The 12,451-nt window shown below is 67.5% G+C and carries 15 protein-coding genes; 12 read left to right on the forward strand and 3 right to left on the reverse strand.

Annotation, left to right across the window (positions count from 1 at the left end):
- Positions 1-9 precede the first annotated feature (9 nt).
- The 6 genes from O5M90_RS13715 to O5M90_RS13740 are packed head-to-tail and all read left to right on the forward strand — an operon-like array spanning position 10 to position 4,724.
- Entirely contained in the window at positions 10-1,224 is a 1,215-nt protein-coding gene (locus tag O5M90_RS13715) for an SAM-dependent methyltransferase (protein ID WP_269839187.1), read from the forward strand.
- A gap of 1 nt (position 1,225) precedes the next feature.
- Positions 1,226-1,738: a chalcone isomerase family protein gene (locus O5M90_RS13720; RefSeq protein ID WP_269839188.1), complete on the forward strand. Its 513-nt coding sequence runs from the start codon at positions 1,226-1,228 to the stop codon at positions 1,736-1,738.
- Positions 1,735-2,988: an MFS transporter gene (locus O5M90_RS13725; protein ID WP_269839189.1), complete on the forward strand. Its 1,254-nt coding sequence runs from the start codon at positions 1,735-1,737 to the stop codon at positions 2,986-2,988. Before O5M90_RS13720 ends, O5M90_RS13725 begins: the two co-directional genes overlap by 4 nt.
- On the forward strand, positions 2,973-3,515 hold the full coding sequence (locus O5M90_RS13730) for a DUF3833 domain-containing protein (protein WP_262969021.1): 543 nt from the start codon (positions 2,973-2,975) through the stop codon (positions 3,513-3,515). Before O5M90_RS13725 ends, O5M90_RS13730 begins: the two co-directional genes overlap by 16 nt.
- A gap of 3 nt (positions 3,516-3,518) precedes the next feature.
- Positions 3,519-4,304: an SDR family NAD(P)-dependent oxidoreductase gene (locus tag O5M90_RS13735; RefSeq protein WP_262969020.1), complete on the forward strand. Its 786-nt coding sequence runs from the start codon at positions 3,519-3,521 to the stop codon at positions 4,302-4,304.
- On the forward strand, positions 4,305-4,724 hold the full coding sequence (locus O5M90_RS13740) for a nuclear transport factor 2 family protein (protein WP_269839190.1): 420 nt from the start codon (positions 4,305-4,307) through the stop codon (positions 4,722-4,724).
- A 4-nt stretch (positions 4,725-4,728) separates the two neighbouring features.
- Here the strand turns inward: O5M90_RS13740 and O5M90_RS13745 are convergent, their stop codons facing one another.
- A complete protein-coding gene (locus tag O5M90_RS13745; protein ID WP_269839191.1) occupies positions 4,729-5,589 on the reverse strand; it encodes a universal stress protein in 861 nt (286 codons plus the stop codon).
- Positions 5,590-5,669: 80 nt separating this feature from the next.
- Between O5M90_RS13745 and O5M90_RS13750 the strand changes: the two genes are divergently transcribed.
- Complete coding sequence (locus O5M90_RS13750) at positions 5,670-7,076, forward strand: HAD-IB family phosphatase (RefSeq protein WP_269839192.1); 1,407 nt, start codon at positions 5,670-5,672, stop codon at positions 7,074-7,076.
- Here O5M90_RS13750 and corA read toward each other — a convergent pair.
- Positions 7,069-8,043, reverse strand: a complete 975-nt coding sequence (gene corA, locus O5M90_RS13755) for a magnesium/cobalt transporter CorA (protein ID WP_137945680.1) — start codon at positions 8,041-8,043, stop codon at positions 7,069-7,071. The genes O5M90_RS13750 and corA overlap by 8 nt on opposite strands.
- Positions 8,044-8,516: 473 nt before the next feature.
- On the opposite strand from corA, the gene hpf reads away from it, so the two are divergent.
- From hpf to hprK, 3 genes are all read left to right on the forward strand, one after another.
- The gene (gene hpf, locus O5M90_RS13760) at positions 8,517-8,858 is read left to right on the forward strand and encodes a ribosome hibernation-promoting factor, HPF/YfiA family (protein ID WP_137942681.1); all 342 of its coding nucleotides are present in this window, start codon (positions 8,517-8,519) and stop codon (positions 8,856-8,858) included.
- A gap of 242 nt (positions 8,859-9,100) precedes the next feature.
- Positions 9,101-9,571, forward strand: coding sequence for a PTS sugar transporter subunit IIA (locus O5M90_RS13765; protein ID WP_137942680.1), 471 nt, complete (start codon positions 9,101-9,103; stop codon positions 9,569-9,571).
- Positions 9,572-9,586: 15 nt separating this feature from the next.
- Complete coding sequence (hprK, locus tag O5M90_RS13770) at positions 9,587-10,546, forward strand: HPr(Ser) kinase/phosphatase (protein WP_137942679.1); 960 nt, start codon at positions 9,587-9,589, stop codon at positions 10,544-10,546.
- Positions 10,547-10,558: 12 nt separating this feature from the next.
- Here the strand turns inward: hprK and fur are convergent, their stop codons facing one another.
- Positions 10,559-10,987: a ferric iron uptake transcriptional regulator gene (fur, locus tag O5M90_RS13775; RefSeq protein WP_137942678.1), complete on the reverse strand. Its 429-nt coding sequence runs from the start codon at positions 10,985-10,987 to the stop codon at positions 10,559-10,561.
- 94 nt (positions 10,988-11,081) lie between these two features.
- Between fur and O5M90_RS13780 the strand changes: the two genes are divergently transcribed.
- Complete coding sequence (locus O5M90_RS13780; RefSeq protein ID WP_137942677.1) at positions 11,082-11,645, forward strand: outer membrane protein assembly factor BamE; 564 nt, start codon at positions 11,082-11,084, stop codon at positions 11,643-11,645.
- The gene (dapB, locus tag O5M90_RS13785) at positions 11,642-12,448 is read left to right on the forward strand and encodes a 4-hydroxy-tetrahydrodipicolinate reductase (RefSeq protein WP_269839193.1); all 807 of its coding nucleotides are present in this window, start codon (positions 11,642-11,644) and stop codon (positions 12,446-12,448) included. The genes O5M90_RS13780 and dapB overlap by 4 nt, the downstream gene beginning before the upstream one ends.
- Positions 12,449-12,451: the final 3 nt, after the last annotated feature.

Below are 12,451 nucleotides of genomic sequence, written 5' to 3' on the forward strand. Positions count from 1 at the left end.
AGCCCGTCCATGAACTCCTCCACGCTCACCTCCTCGTTCAGCCTGCCGGACAGCGCACCCGCAGCCGCACGCACCGTGTTCAAGCTGCTGGCCCGGCTGCAGCACGGCAGCCTGGATGTGCAACTGCCCGATGGCAGCTCGGCGCACTTCGGCGGCGCCGAGGGCCCGCGCGCCGCGCTGCGCATCCGCAACTGGGCCGTCTGCGGCGCCGCGCTGAAAAGCGGCGACATCGGCTTCGCAGAGAGCTATGTGGCCGGCCACTGGAGCACGCCCGATCTGTGCGCGCTGATGGAACTCTTCATCCGCAACCGCGAGGCGCTGGAGGCCGTGGTCTATGGTCGCTGGTGGGGCGCGCTGGCCTACCGGCTCAAGCACTGGCTCAACCGCAACAACCGCGCCGGCAGCCGCAAGAACATCCACGCCCACTACGACCTCGGCAACGATTTCTACCGGCTCTGGCTGGACCCGACGATGAACTACTCGAGCGCCTGGTTCGAGGGCGACCGGCGCCGGCCGCTGCCCGAGGCGCAGCAGGCCAAGATGCGCCGCGCGCTCAACGAGTGCCAGGTCTTGTCCGGCCAGCGCGTGCTGGAGATCGGCTGCGGCTGGGGCGCGCTGGCCGAGTGTGCGGCGCGTGACTTCGGCGCGAAGCTGACCGGCGTCACGCTGTCCAGCGAACAGCTGGCCTGGGGACAGGACAGGCTGCAGCGCGCCGGCCTGGCCGCCGAGCTGCGCTTCCAGGACTATCGCGACATCGCCGACCCGGCCTTCGATGCCATCGTCTCGATCGAGATGTTTGAGGCGGTCGGCCGCGAGTACTGGGAGGGCTACTTCAGATGCGTGCACGACAAGCTCAAGCCCGGCGGCCGCGCCTGCATCCAGAGCATCACGATCCGCGACGATCTGTTCGAGCGCTACACCCGCTCCAGCGACTTCATCCAGCAGTACATCTTCCCCGGCGGCATGCTGCCCAGCCCGAGCCAGTTCCGCGCCCAGGCGGCCAAGGCGGGGCTGCGCGTCGTCAACGAGCTGGCCTTCGGCGCCGACTATGCCGAGACGCTGCGGCGCTGGCGCGAAGACTTCATGCAGCGGGATGCCGAGGTGCGCAAGCAGGGCTTCGACACCCGCTTCATGCGCTTGTGGGAGTTCTACCTCGCCTATTGCGAGGCGGCTTTTGCGACCGGCAGCACCGATGTGATGCAGTTCACCCTGATCAGGGACTGAGATGGACCGCCGCCTTGCCTCACTGGCCCTGATCGCGCTGCCGCTGGCCGCCCAGGCCCAGCCCGCCGAGCTGCCCGGCTGGAAGCTGCAGGGCCAGGGGCAGATGCGCTTCTTCGGCCTGCTGGTCTATGACATCCGGCTCTGGGCCACGAGCCGGCCGGGGCCGCAGTGGTGGACCGCGCCGCTGGCGCTGGAGCTGCAGTACGCACGCAGCCTGAAGGGCGCCGAGATCGCCAAACGCTCGTTGCTCGAGATGCGCCGCCAGCAGACGATCGACGACACCACGGCCCAGCGCTGGCTGACCGAGATGGAGGCCGCCTTCCCCGATGTCAAGGCCGGCGACCGCATCAGCGGCCGGCATGAGCCCGAGGTCGGGGCCGACTTCTTCGTCAACGGCGCGCTGTCGCGGCGCATCGCCGACCCGCTGTTCAGCCGCCTGTTCTTCGGCATCTGGCTGGCGCCGCAGACCTCGGAGCCGGCGCTGCGCAGCCGGCTGCTGGGCCCCGGTTCATGAAGCCGCTCGACGGCCTGCGCTACGGGGCGCTGGGCTTCCCGCTGGCCTTTGTCGCGCTGCCGCTGTACGTGACCCTGCCGGCCCACTATGCGCAGCAGTACGGCGTGGCGCTGGCCGCGCTGGGCGCAGTGCTCTTGGGCGCCCGGCTGTTCGATGCCCTGGTCGACCCCTGGATAGGCCGGCTGGCCGACCGCTGGCTGAATCGGCGCAGCGCGCTGGCGCCGATGGCGGTGGCGGCCCTGCTGCTGGCTCTGGGTTTCGTGCTGCTGTTCTTTCCGCCGGCGCTGAGCCAGGCCGGCTATCTGGGCTGGTGCGCGGCGACGCTGGTGCTGAGCTATCTGGGCTATAGCGTGCTGGCCGTGATGCACCAGGCCTGGGGCGCGCGGCTGGGCGGCGACGGCCTGCAGCAGACCCGCGTCGTCGCCTGGCGCGAGGGCCTGGCGCTGGCCGGTGTGATCAGCGCCAGCCTGCTGCCCTCGCTGCTCGGCATGGCCTGGACCAGCGCGGCGCTGGCACTGGGCCTGTTGCTGGGCCTGGCCTTGCTGCTGCGGGCGCCGCGCGCACGGCCCAGCGAGCGCAGCGTGGCCGAGCAGGGGCTGGCCCTGGCCTGGCACACACGGGGTTTTCGCCGGCTGTTGCTGGTCTTCCTGCTCAACGGCATTGCCGCCGCGATACCGGCGACGCTGCTGCTGTTCTTTGTGCGCGACCGCCTGCAGACGCCGGCGGCCGAGGGGCTGTATCTGGCCAGCTATTTCGTGGCCGCCGCGCTGTCGATGCCGCTGTGGCTGCGCGTGGTGGCCCGGCTGGGCCGGGCGCGCGCCTGGCTGGCGGCCATGCTGCTGGCGGTGCTGAGCTTTGCCTGGGCAAGCAGCCTCGCCGCCGGCGATCAGCTGGGCTTTGTGCTGGTCTGCCTGGCCAGCGGTGCGGCGCTGGGCGCCGATCTCGCTATCCCCGGCGCGCTGCTGACCGGCGTGGTGCAAAGCGCCGGCCTGGCCGGCCGGGCCGAGGGCGTGTTCTTCGGCTGGTGGAATTTCGCCAACAAGCTCAATCTCGCGCTGGCCGCCGGGCTGGCCCTGCCGCTGCTGCAATGGCTGGGCTATGCGCCGGGCCAGCGCGACCCCGCCGCCTTGCAGGCCCTGACCTGGGCCTACTGCCTGCTGCCCTGCGCGCTGAAACTGGCCGCCGCTGGCGCGCTTTACGTGCTGATCATCAAACCCGAGCAGGAGGCTGTTTCATGCGCCCCGAACTGAATCGCCGTCATCTTCTCGTCCTTGGCGGCGCCCTGCTGCTGGCCGGCTGCGCCTCGGCCCCGACGCCGGCCGACTACGCCGGCCAGACGCCGACCCTGGACCTGCGGCAGTACTTCAACGGCCCGCTGCTGGCGCATGGCGTGTTCACCGACCGCGCCGGCAAGGTGCAGCGCCGCTTCACGGTCGATCTGAAAGGCAGCTGGCAGGGCGACGAGGGCCTGCTGGAAGAGGACTTCAAGTACAGCGACGGCAAGACCGAGCGCCGCGTCTGGCGCCTGCGCCATCTGGGCGGCGGCCGCTACAGCGGGCGGGCCGACGATGTGGTCGGCGAGGCACGCGGCGAGGCCGCCGGCAATGCGCTGCGCTGGAGCTACACGCTGCGGCTGCCGGTCGACGGCACGGTCTATGAGGTCGATTTCGACGACTGGATGTATCTGATCGATGACAAGGTCATGCTGAACAAGGCGCAGATGAGCAAGTTCGGTGTGCGCCTGGGCGAAGTGACCTTGTCCTTCCAGAAGCGCTGAGCCATGTCGCTCAATCCCAAGCTGCAGCACTGGCAGGGCAAGACCGCCTGGATCGTCGGCGCCTCCAGCGGTATCGGCCGGGCGCTGGCCGAGGCCCTGCATGGCGCCGGTGCGCGCGTGGTGGTCTCGGCGCGCCAGGCAGCGCTGCTGCTGGAGTTCGTTCAGGCCCATCCGGGCAGCACGGCGCTGCCGCTGGACGTGCAGGACGCAGCGGCCCTGCGTGCGGCCGTGGCCCAGCTGCAGGCCAGCCATGGCCAGATCGATGCCTGCATCTTCTGCGCCGGCCACTACCAGCCGATGCGGGCCCAGCAGTTCGGGCTTGACGAGGCCGTGCGCCATCTGCAGATCAACTATGTCGGTGCGCTGAATCTTCTCGACGCGCTGCTGCCCCAGCTGCTGCGCCAGGCTCAGGCGGGGCGCGGGGGTCATCTGAGCCTGGTCTCCAGCGTGGCCGGCTACCGCGCGCTGCCCAAGTCCATGGCCTATGGTCCGGCCAAGGCGGCGCTGACCCATCTGGCCGAGGCGCTCTATCAAGACCTGTCCCCGGAAGGCCTGGGCGTCTCGGTCGTGCATCCCGGCTTTGTCGCAACCCCGCTGACCGCCGGCAACGACTTCCATATGCCGGCGCTGCTGAGCCCAGCCCAGGCCGCGCAGGCCATGCTGGACGGCTGGGCCGACGGACGCTTCGAGATCCATTTTCCGAAGCGCTTCACGCTCTGGCTCAAGCTGCTGCGCCTGCTGCCCTACAGTCTTTACTTTCGCGCGGTCCGCCGCGCCACCGGACTCTGAATGGACCCACGCGCCCAAGCCATCGTCACGCTGTTCGAACAGCTGCAGCCCACCGACATTGCGCGGCTGGGCCGGCACTACGACGAGGCCGCCTATTTTCGCGACCCCTTCAACGAGGTGCACAGCCTGAGCGCGATCCAGGCCATCTTTGCCCATATGTTCGAGGCCCTCGATGCGCCCCGCTTCAAGGTGCTGGAGACGCTGGTCGAGGGGGACCAGTGCTTTCTGTGCTGGGACTTCGAATTCGGCCTGCGCGGCCGTGCGCAGACCATCCACGGCAGCAGCCATCTGCGCTTCGGCAGCGACGGCCGGGTCGTCTACCACCGCGACTACTGGGATGCGGCCGAGGAGCTGTACGAGAAGCTGCCGCTGGTCGGCGCCCTGCTGCGCCTGATCAAGCGCCGGCTGCGCGTCACCTAGCGCTTCAGTGCGACATCAGCACCGGCACCGTCATCGACTCCAGCATCGTGCGCGTGACGCCACCCAGCACCAGCTCCCAAAGCCGGGTATGACCGAAGCCGCCCATCACGATCAGATCGGCGTCGCTGTCGGCCGCCTGTGACAGCAAGGCCTCGGCCACCGAGGCATCCGGTGTCCACGGCGAGATCAGCCGCTCACCCAGCGAGGACTCGGGCCGCTGCAAGACCTTGAGCTCGGCCTCGACACCGTGCAGGCGCAGATAGGCCTGGGCGCGCAGCAGCGGCTCGGGTCCGGCGAGCTCGCTCTCGGCAAAACGCACCAGCTCGACCCGCTGGGCACGCCGCAGCAAGGGCAGCGCATCGCGCAGCGCCCGCGCGCTCTCGCGCGAATCACGCCAGGCCACCAGCACCCGCTCGCCACAGCGCGGCGTCTCGTGCACATAGGGCACGAACAGAATGGGGCAGGCGCCTGAGACCAGCAGGCGGCCGACCAGGCCCTCGGGCAGGCCGTGCTGCTGCCCGGGCTCCTGCTGGCCCATCACCAGCAGATCGCTGTTGCGCGCCGCCTGCACCATCTCGGTGGCCGCATCGCTCATCACGCTGGCGAAGCTGATCTCGCCGCCGGCCGCCGCCACCAGATCGGCCGCGCGCTGCTGGCGGGCCTTGTCGGTATCGCCACGCAGCTGCACCGCCAGGCTGGAGGCCTCGGGCGAGATATAGGCGCCCGAGGCACTGGGCGCCACCGCATGGATCGCGCTCAGCTGCGCGCCATGCAGCTCGGCCAGCCTGCGGGCCAACGCCAGCACCTGCGGCGCGCGCGGGCTGTCGGAGACATGAACCACCATTGACCGGATCCTTGTGTCCATTTGTGACTCCATGCGGTTGACGGCATGCAAGCGATGATAGGGTCGGCATCCCCAGACAGCGACCATGTCAAACTCGGACCATGGAGAAGAACCGCAAGCTCAGCGTCGTGATCCCGGCCCTCAACGAAGAGCGCCATATCGCCGAGGTTATCGCCGTGGTGCGTCGGCAGGCTCCCGATGTCGAGGTGCTCGTCATCGACGATGGCTCGATCGATGCGACCGTCGAGCGCGCCCAGGCCGCCGGCGCCCGCGTCGTGACCAGCAGCCTGCTGGGCAAGGGCGCGTCGATGGTGGATGGACTGGCGCTGATCGATACCCCCTGGGTGCTGTTCCTGGATGCCGATCTGGGCGGCCTGCGCGAGGACCTGATCGAGCGCATGACCGCGCCGCTGGCCGACGGCTTGGCCGATCTGGTCAAGGCCCGTTTTTCGCGCAGCGGCGGCCGCGTCACCGAGCTGACGGCCAAGCCGCTGCTGCGGGTGTTCTTCCCCGAGCTCGCGCATTTCGTCCAGCCGCTGGGCGGCATCATCGCCGGCACGACGGCCTTGCTGCGCACCCTGACCCTGGACGATGACTATGGTGTCGATGTCGGCATCCTGATCGATGCGCATCTGAAGGGCGCGCGTGTGGTCGAGGTCGAGATCGGCGAGATCGTCAATGACAGCCAGCCGCTGGACCGGCTCTCGCTGATGGCGCAGCAGGTCAGCCGCGCCATCATGCACCGCGCCAAGGCCAGCAACCGCTTCTCCTTCGAGCAGTTCCTGGAGCTGGAGGAGGTCGAGCGCCAGTCGCGCGGCACCTTCGAGCGCGTGGCCCGCCGCCTGGCCAGCGCCGACAAGGTCGCGCTGTTCGATATGGACGGCACGCTGATCGAGGGCCGCTTCGTCGAGGCGATGGCCAAGCACAGCGGGCGCGAGGCCGAGCTCGCGCAGTGGCTGGACCGCCACGACATCGATGCCTCGACCCGCAGCGACTCGATCGCCCAGGTCTTCAAGTTCGTGCACCAGCGCGACTTCCTGCGAGTGGCGCGGGCGCTGCCCTTGCGCGAGGATGCGGTCGAGGCGATCAAGCGCCTGCGCCGCGAGGGCTGGCTGGTGGGCGTGGTCAGCGACAGCTATTTCATCGCCGCCGACATCGTGCGCCGGCGTGTCTTCGCCGATTTCGCGATCGCCCACTTCATGAGCTTCGGCAACGAGATCAGCACCGGCACCGTGCGCATCAACCCGGCCTTCCGGCACGGCGACTCACCGAGTCCCGAGCTTGTCAGCAAGGCCAATGTGCTGCGCCATCTGCGCGACCAGGCGCGGCCCGGCAGCTTGTTCATCGCCGCCATCGGCGACAACCTGAACGATGTGCCTATGCTGGCCGGCGCCGATGCCGGCTTCACGATCGCGCCCAAGCATGAGGATCTGCGCCGCGGCCCCTGGCGCGAGGTGCAGCGGCTTGGCGAGGTCAGCGACGCGCTGCTGGGCGCGGCGACTACCTGAGCCAGCCCTTGCGGCGGAAGTAGATGAAGGGCGCGGCCACCGAGGCCAGCATCAGCGCGAGCGCGAAGGGGTAGCCCCAGGCCTGGTCGAGCTCGGGCATGTACTTGAAGTTCATGCCGTAGATGCTGGCGATCAGCGTGGGCGGCAGCAGGGCCACGCTGGCCACCGAGAAGATCTTGATGATCTTGTTCTGGTTGATGTTGATGAAGCCGACGGTGGCATCCATCAGGAAGTTGATCTTGTCGAACAGGAAGGCGGTGTGCGAGTCCAGCGAGTCGATGTCGCGCAGGATCTGGCGCGATTCCTCGAACTGCTCGGCATTGAGCATGCGGCTGCGCATCATGAAGCTGACCGCGCGCCGCGTGTCCATCACATTGCGGCGGATGCGGCCGTTCAGGTCTTCCTCGCGCGCGATCGCGGCCAGCACCTCGCCGGCCTCGGCATCGTTGACGTCCTTCTTCAAGACCCGTGCGCTGACCTTCTCCAGGCTGTCGTAGATGCCTTCCAGCGCATCGGCCGAATACTCGGCATCGGCGTCGTAGAGCTTGAGCAGCACATCCTTGGCATCCTCGATCAGCGCCGGGATGCGGCGTGCGCGCAGGCGCAGCAGCCGGAACACCGGCAGGTCCTCGTTATGGACCGAGAACAGCACGTTGTTGAACAGGATGAATGCGACCCGCACATTGCGCGGCGTCTCGTCGTCATCGATCAGGAAGTCCGAGCGGATATGCAGCTCGCCGTTGTCTTCCTCATAGAAACGCGCCGATTCCTCCAGATCGTCATCGACGATGTTCTCCGGGATCACCAGGCCGAAGCGGTCGCGTATCCAGCCCTTTTCCTCGACGCTGGGGCTTTCCAGATCGACCCATACCGGACGCGATTGGGCCAGGGCCTCGGGGCTTTCGATTTCTTCCTGAAACAGTCCGCCCTTCAGGCGGCCATTGTCCAAGGTGAACACATTGAGCATGCAACAGATCTCCAGCGCCGCTGCGCCGTCATGGCAGGGGACGGCATGGTCGCCATCCGGATAGGGATAAGGGGTCCCGTCTCACTCCGGACTGGCGGCCGCGTCTGCAAAAGCAGGAACGCGGCGGGCTGCAGGCACTGGAGGGACGGTCACCGAGGGTGATCGCTGTCCAAGGAAAACTCCAGAGATTGGGTGCTGTGATTATCACATCGCGACATTGGCCGCAGCAAGCCAACAGCGCATTGAAGCACAGCTTTGGTCCCGCCGGGGCTCGGCACTGCGAAAGGCTCGGGCATTCATGTCAAACGCTTGTCACACAAGCGCATCGGGCGCACACTGATTTCGCCCTCTGCAGTTTCTCAACCCCACCTCTGCTACCCCTCCCCACCCCGCATCTCCCGAACCCTGATCCCTGACATCCCTGTCCATTCCCCGATTCCGTGTTCCCTGTCCACCCTGTGAAAGGAGGCTCTATGAACCTGACTATCAGCGGCCATCATCTTGAAGTCACGCCGGCCCTTCGTGAGTACGTGCTCACCAAGCTAGACCGGGTGACCCGCCATTTCGATCAAGTCGTCGACATCAACGTCTTGCTGATGGTGGAAAAGCAAAAGGAGAAGGAACGCAGGCAGAAGGCCGAAGTGACCGTCCATGTGAAGGGACGCGATATTTTCGTTGAGCAGTCTCATGAGGATCTTTATGCCGCGATTGACCAATTGATGGACAAGCTGGATCGTCAGGTATGCCGTCACAAGGACCGGGTGCAGGATCACCACCACGCCTCGGCCAAGCGGCTTGAAATCGGCGCGCCCTGAAGCGCCACGGGCCTAGCGCCCTCGACGAAAGCGGCCTGCGGGCCGCTTTTTTGTGGCCGCAGCAGACCCAATTCGGTATGCGCACAAGGCTGTTGCTGCGCCGCCGCAAAATCGCGCAATACTGCACCCCGCCCCGAACTGCGGGGCCCACAGGACTTGTGCGCCTTCCTATAATCCCCTCCCTAGCTACCGAACAAGCGTCTCGCCCAAGGCCTATCAGCCGTAATCGGCGCTGTGACACGATGAACCGTCTCGCCGCTATCCTGCCGGCCAGCAATGTGCTGGTGAATGTGGACGCATCCAGCAAAAAGCGCGTTTTTGAACAGGCAGGCCTGCTGTTTGAAAACAATCACGCGATCTCCCGAGCTTCGGTCACCGACAACCTGTTCGCCCGCGAGCGCCTGGGCTCGACCGGTCTGGGCCATGGCGTGGCCATCCCGCATGGCCGCATCAAAGGCCTGAAGAATCCGCTGGCCGCCGTGCTGCGCGTGCAGCAGGCCATCGGCTTCGACGCCCCGGACGATGAACCGGTCAGCCTCTTGATCTTTTTGCTGGTGCCCGAGGCGGCAACGCAGCGGCATCTGGAAATCCTGTCCGAGATCGCCGAAATGCTGTCGGATCGCGAACTGCGCGAACGCCTGAAGACCGAGACCGAGGCCAGCGCGGTGCACCGCCTGATCTCGGAATGGGAACCGCTGAAGTCCGTGGCCTGACGATTCGCCGATTTAGTGAAAGCCACCTCGATCAGCGCAGACCGGCTCTTTGAAGAGCACCGCGAGGCCCTGCGCTGGGAATGGATCGCCGGCCACGCCCACCCGGAACGCCGCTTCGACGAGGCCGCGCTGCGCGACGCGCAGTCCGCCGCCGACCTGGTCGGCTATCTGAACTACATCCATCCCTACCGGGTCCAGATCGTCGGCCGCCGTGAGGTGGCCTATCTGAGCCAGGCCTCGGGGGAGGTGCTGGACCGCCGCATCGCCCGCATCGTGACGCTGGAGCCGCCGGTCATCATCGTGGCCGACGACCAGCCGCCGCCCGACCGGCTGGTGGCGATGTGCGACCGCGCCGAGATCCCGCTGTTCGTGACCACCGAATCGGCCGGCCATGTGATCGATCTGGTGCGCGCCTATCTGGCCCATGTCTGCGCCAACCGCACGACCCGCCACGGCGTCTTCATGGACATCCTCGGCCTGGGCGTGCTCCTGACCGGCGAATCGGGCCTGGGCAAGAGCGAGCTGGGGCTGGAGCTGATCTCGCGCGGCCACGGCCTGGTGGCCGACGATGCGGTGGACTTCTTCCGCATCGCGCAGACCGCGATCGAGGGCCGTTGCCCCGAGCTGCTGATGAATCTGCTGGAGGTGCGCGGCATCGGCCTCCTGGACATCAAGGCCATCTTTGGCGAGACCGCGGTGCGCCGCAAGATGCGGCTCAAGCTGATCGTGCACCTGGTGCGCAAGGAAACGATGGAGCGCGATTTCGAGCGCCTGCCTTACGAGCCTCTGTACGAGGAGGTGCTGGGCATGCCGGTGCGCAAGGTGGTAATCGCGGTGGACGCCGGCCGCAATCTGGCCGTGCTGGTCGAGGCGGCGGTGCGCAACACGATCTTGCAGCTGCGCGGCATCGACACCTACCGCGAGTTCGTCGAGCGCCACCAGCGCGCCATCGAGGGCGGGCAGAGCGAAGACTGAGCGGCGGCCGCCTCAGCTGCGGTGGTGCGGGCAGTTCTTCTTGATGCAGGACGCGTAAAGCGCCAGCGAATGCTCTTGCAGCTCGAAGCCGCGATCCTTGGCGATCGCGTGCTGGCGCTCCTCGATCTGGGGATCGAAGAACTCCTCGACCCGGCCGCAAGTCAGGCAGACCAGATGGTCATGGTGATGGCCTTCGTTGAGCTCGAACACCGCCTTGCCGGACTCGAAATGATTGCGCGACAGCAGACCGGCCTGCTCGAACTGGGTCAGCACCCGGTAGACCGTGGCCAGGCCGATATCGGCGCCTTCGGTCAGCAAGGCCTTGTAGACATCTTCGGCCGTCATATGGCGCTGCGCCGCCTTCTGGAAGATCTCCAGAATCTTGATACGGGGCAGCGTCGCCTTCAGGCCGCTGTTCTTGATCTCGTCGGTGCGGTTCATCGCTTCGGTGTGGGCCAGCCCGCCATGGGCCTGCCGCTAGAATGCGCCAATCATAGCCAGCTCCGGGCGACCAGCGCCCCCAGGCCTTAAAGATATGCAAGCAATCTCTCGTCACGCCATTCCGCTCGCCCTGCTGAGCCTGCTGGCCGGCTGCGCCCAGCTGCCGTCCCTGCCCTCGCTGGACGTGCTCCCCTCGGTGGCCGGCGACAAGGTGCTGGGCCTGGTGACGCCCTACCGCGTCGAGGTGGTGCAGGGCAATGTGCTGACCAAGGAGCAGGTGGCGCGGGTCAAGCCGGGCATGAGCCGGGCCCAGGTGCGCGATCTGCTGGGCTCACCGCTGCTGACCGACATCTTCCACGACAACCGCTGGGACTACGCCTTCTCGATCCGCCGCCAGGGCGCGCCGCATCAGGCCCGCCATCTGGTGGCCTGGTTCGACGGCGACCGCCTGAAGTCGCTGGACGTGCCCGATGACCTGCCGGGCGAGAACGAGTTCATCGCCTCGATCAATACCTTCAAGCCCGGCCGGGCCGTGCCCAAGCTGGCGCTGACCGAGGACGAGCGCAAGGCCCTGCCGATCCCGCCCAAGCCCGAGGCCACCGCGATCGAGCCCGTCGGCCCGGTGCGCAGCTACCCGCCGCTGGAGCCGCGCTCGTGAGCCTGAAGATCGCGATTGCCGGCGCCTCCGGGCGCATGGGCCGCATGCTGATCGAGGCCGTCGTCAACGCCCCCGACTGCCAGCTCAGCGGCGCGCTGGACCGTGCCGACAGCCCGGCCCTGGGCCAGGACGCCAGCGCCTGGCTGGGCCAGGCCAGTGGCACCCTGATCACGGCCGACCTGCGCCAGGGCCTGGCCGGCGCCGATGTGATGATCGACTTCACCCGCCCCGAGGGCACGATGGCCCATCTGGCCCTGTGCCGCGAGCTGGGCGTCAAGGCCGTGATCGGCACCACCGGCTTCAGCCCCGAGCAGAAGGCCGCGATCGGCGAACACGCCCGCCATATCGGCATCATGATGGCGCCGAATATGAGCGTCGGCGTCAACGTGGTGCTGAAGCTGCTGGAGCTGGCCGCGCGCTCGCTCAACGAGGGCTATGACATCGAGATCATCGAGGCCCACCACCGCCACAAGGTCGATGCCCCCAGCGGCACGGCGCTGGCGATGGGCGAGGTGGTGGCCGCCGCACTCGGCCGCGATCTGAAGGACTGCGCCGTCTATGGCCGCGAAGGCGTGACCGGCGAGCGCGATCCCTCCACCATCGGTTTCGCCACCGTGCGCGGCGGCGACATCGTCGGCGACCACACGGTGCTGTTCGCCGGCATCGGCGAGCGCATCGAGGTCACGCACAAGTCCAGCAGCCGCGTCACCTATGCCCAGGGCAGCCTGCGCGCGGCGCGCTTCCTGGCCGCCCATGGGCCGGGCCTGTACGGCATGGACGATGTGCTGGGCCTGAAGCACTGATCA

The sequence above is a fragment of the Paucibacter sp. M5-1 genome (genome assembly GCF_027498415.2).
Taxonomy (GTDB): Bacteria; Pseudomonadota; Gammaproteobacteria; order Burkholderiales; family Burkholderiaceae_C; genus Roseateles_E.

What these genes read in the sequence shown, in the direction of transcription:
- O5M90_RS13715 (WP_269839187.1), top strand. Translation starts at nt 10, where the DNA reads ATGAACTCCTCCACGCTCACCTCCTCGTTCAGCCTGCCGGACAGCGCA.
- O5M90_RS13720 (WP_269839188.1), top strand. Translation starts at nt 1,226, where the DNA reads ATGGACCGCCGCCTTGCCTCACTGGCCCTGATCGCGCTGCCGCTGGCC.
- O5M90_RS13725 (WP_269839189.1), top strand. Translation starts at nt 1,735, where the DNA reads ATGAAGCCGCTCGACGGCCTGCGCTACGGGGCGCTGGGCTTCCCGCTG.
- O5M90_RS13730 (WP_262969021.1), top strand. Translation starts at nt 2,973, where the DNA reads ATGCGCCCCGAACTGAATCGCCGTCATCTTCTCGTCCTTGGCGGCGCC.
- O5M90_RS13735 (WP_262969020.1), top strand. Translation starts at nt 3,519, where the DNA reads ATGTCGCTCAATCCCAAGCTGCAGCACTGGCAGGGCAAGACCGCCTGG.
- O5M90_RS13740 (WP_269839190.1), top strand. Translation starts at nt 4,305, where the DNA reads ATGGACCCACGCGCCCAAGCCATCGTCACGCTGTTCGAACAGCTGCAG.
- O5M90_RS13745 (WP_269839191.1), bottom strand. Translation starts at nt 5,589, where the DNA reads ATGGACACAAGGATCCGGTCAATGGTGGTTCATGTCTCCGACAGCCCG.
- O5M90_RS13750 (WP_269839192.1), top strand. Translation starts at nt 5,670, where the DNA reads ATGGAGAAGAACCGCAAGCTCAGCGTCGTGATCCCGGCCCTCAACGAA.
- corA (WP_137945680.1), bottom strand. Translation starts at nt 8,043, where the DNA reads ATGCTCAATGTGTTCACCTTGGACAATGGCCGCCTGAAGGGCGGACTG.
- hpf (WP_137942681.1), top strand. Translation starts at nt 8,517, where the DNA reads ATGAACCTGACTATCAGCGGCCATCATCTTGAAGTCACGCCGGCCCTT.
- O5M90_RS13765 (WP_137942680.1), top strand. Translation starts at nt 9,101, where the DNA reads ATGAACCGTCTCGCCGCTATCCTGCCGGCCAGCAATGTGCTGGTGAAT.
- fur (WP_137942678.1), bottom strand. Translation starts at nt 10,987, where the DNA reads ATGAACCGCACCGACGAGATCAAGAACAGCGGCCTGAAGGCGACGCTG.
- O5M90_RS13780 (WP_137942677.1), top strand. Translation starts at nt 11,082, where the DNA reads ATGCAAGCAATCTCTCGTCACGCCATTCCGCTCGCCCTGCTGAGCCTG.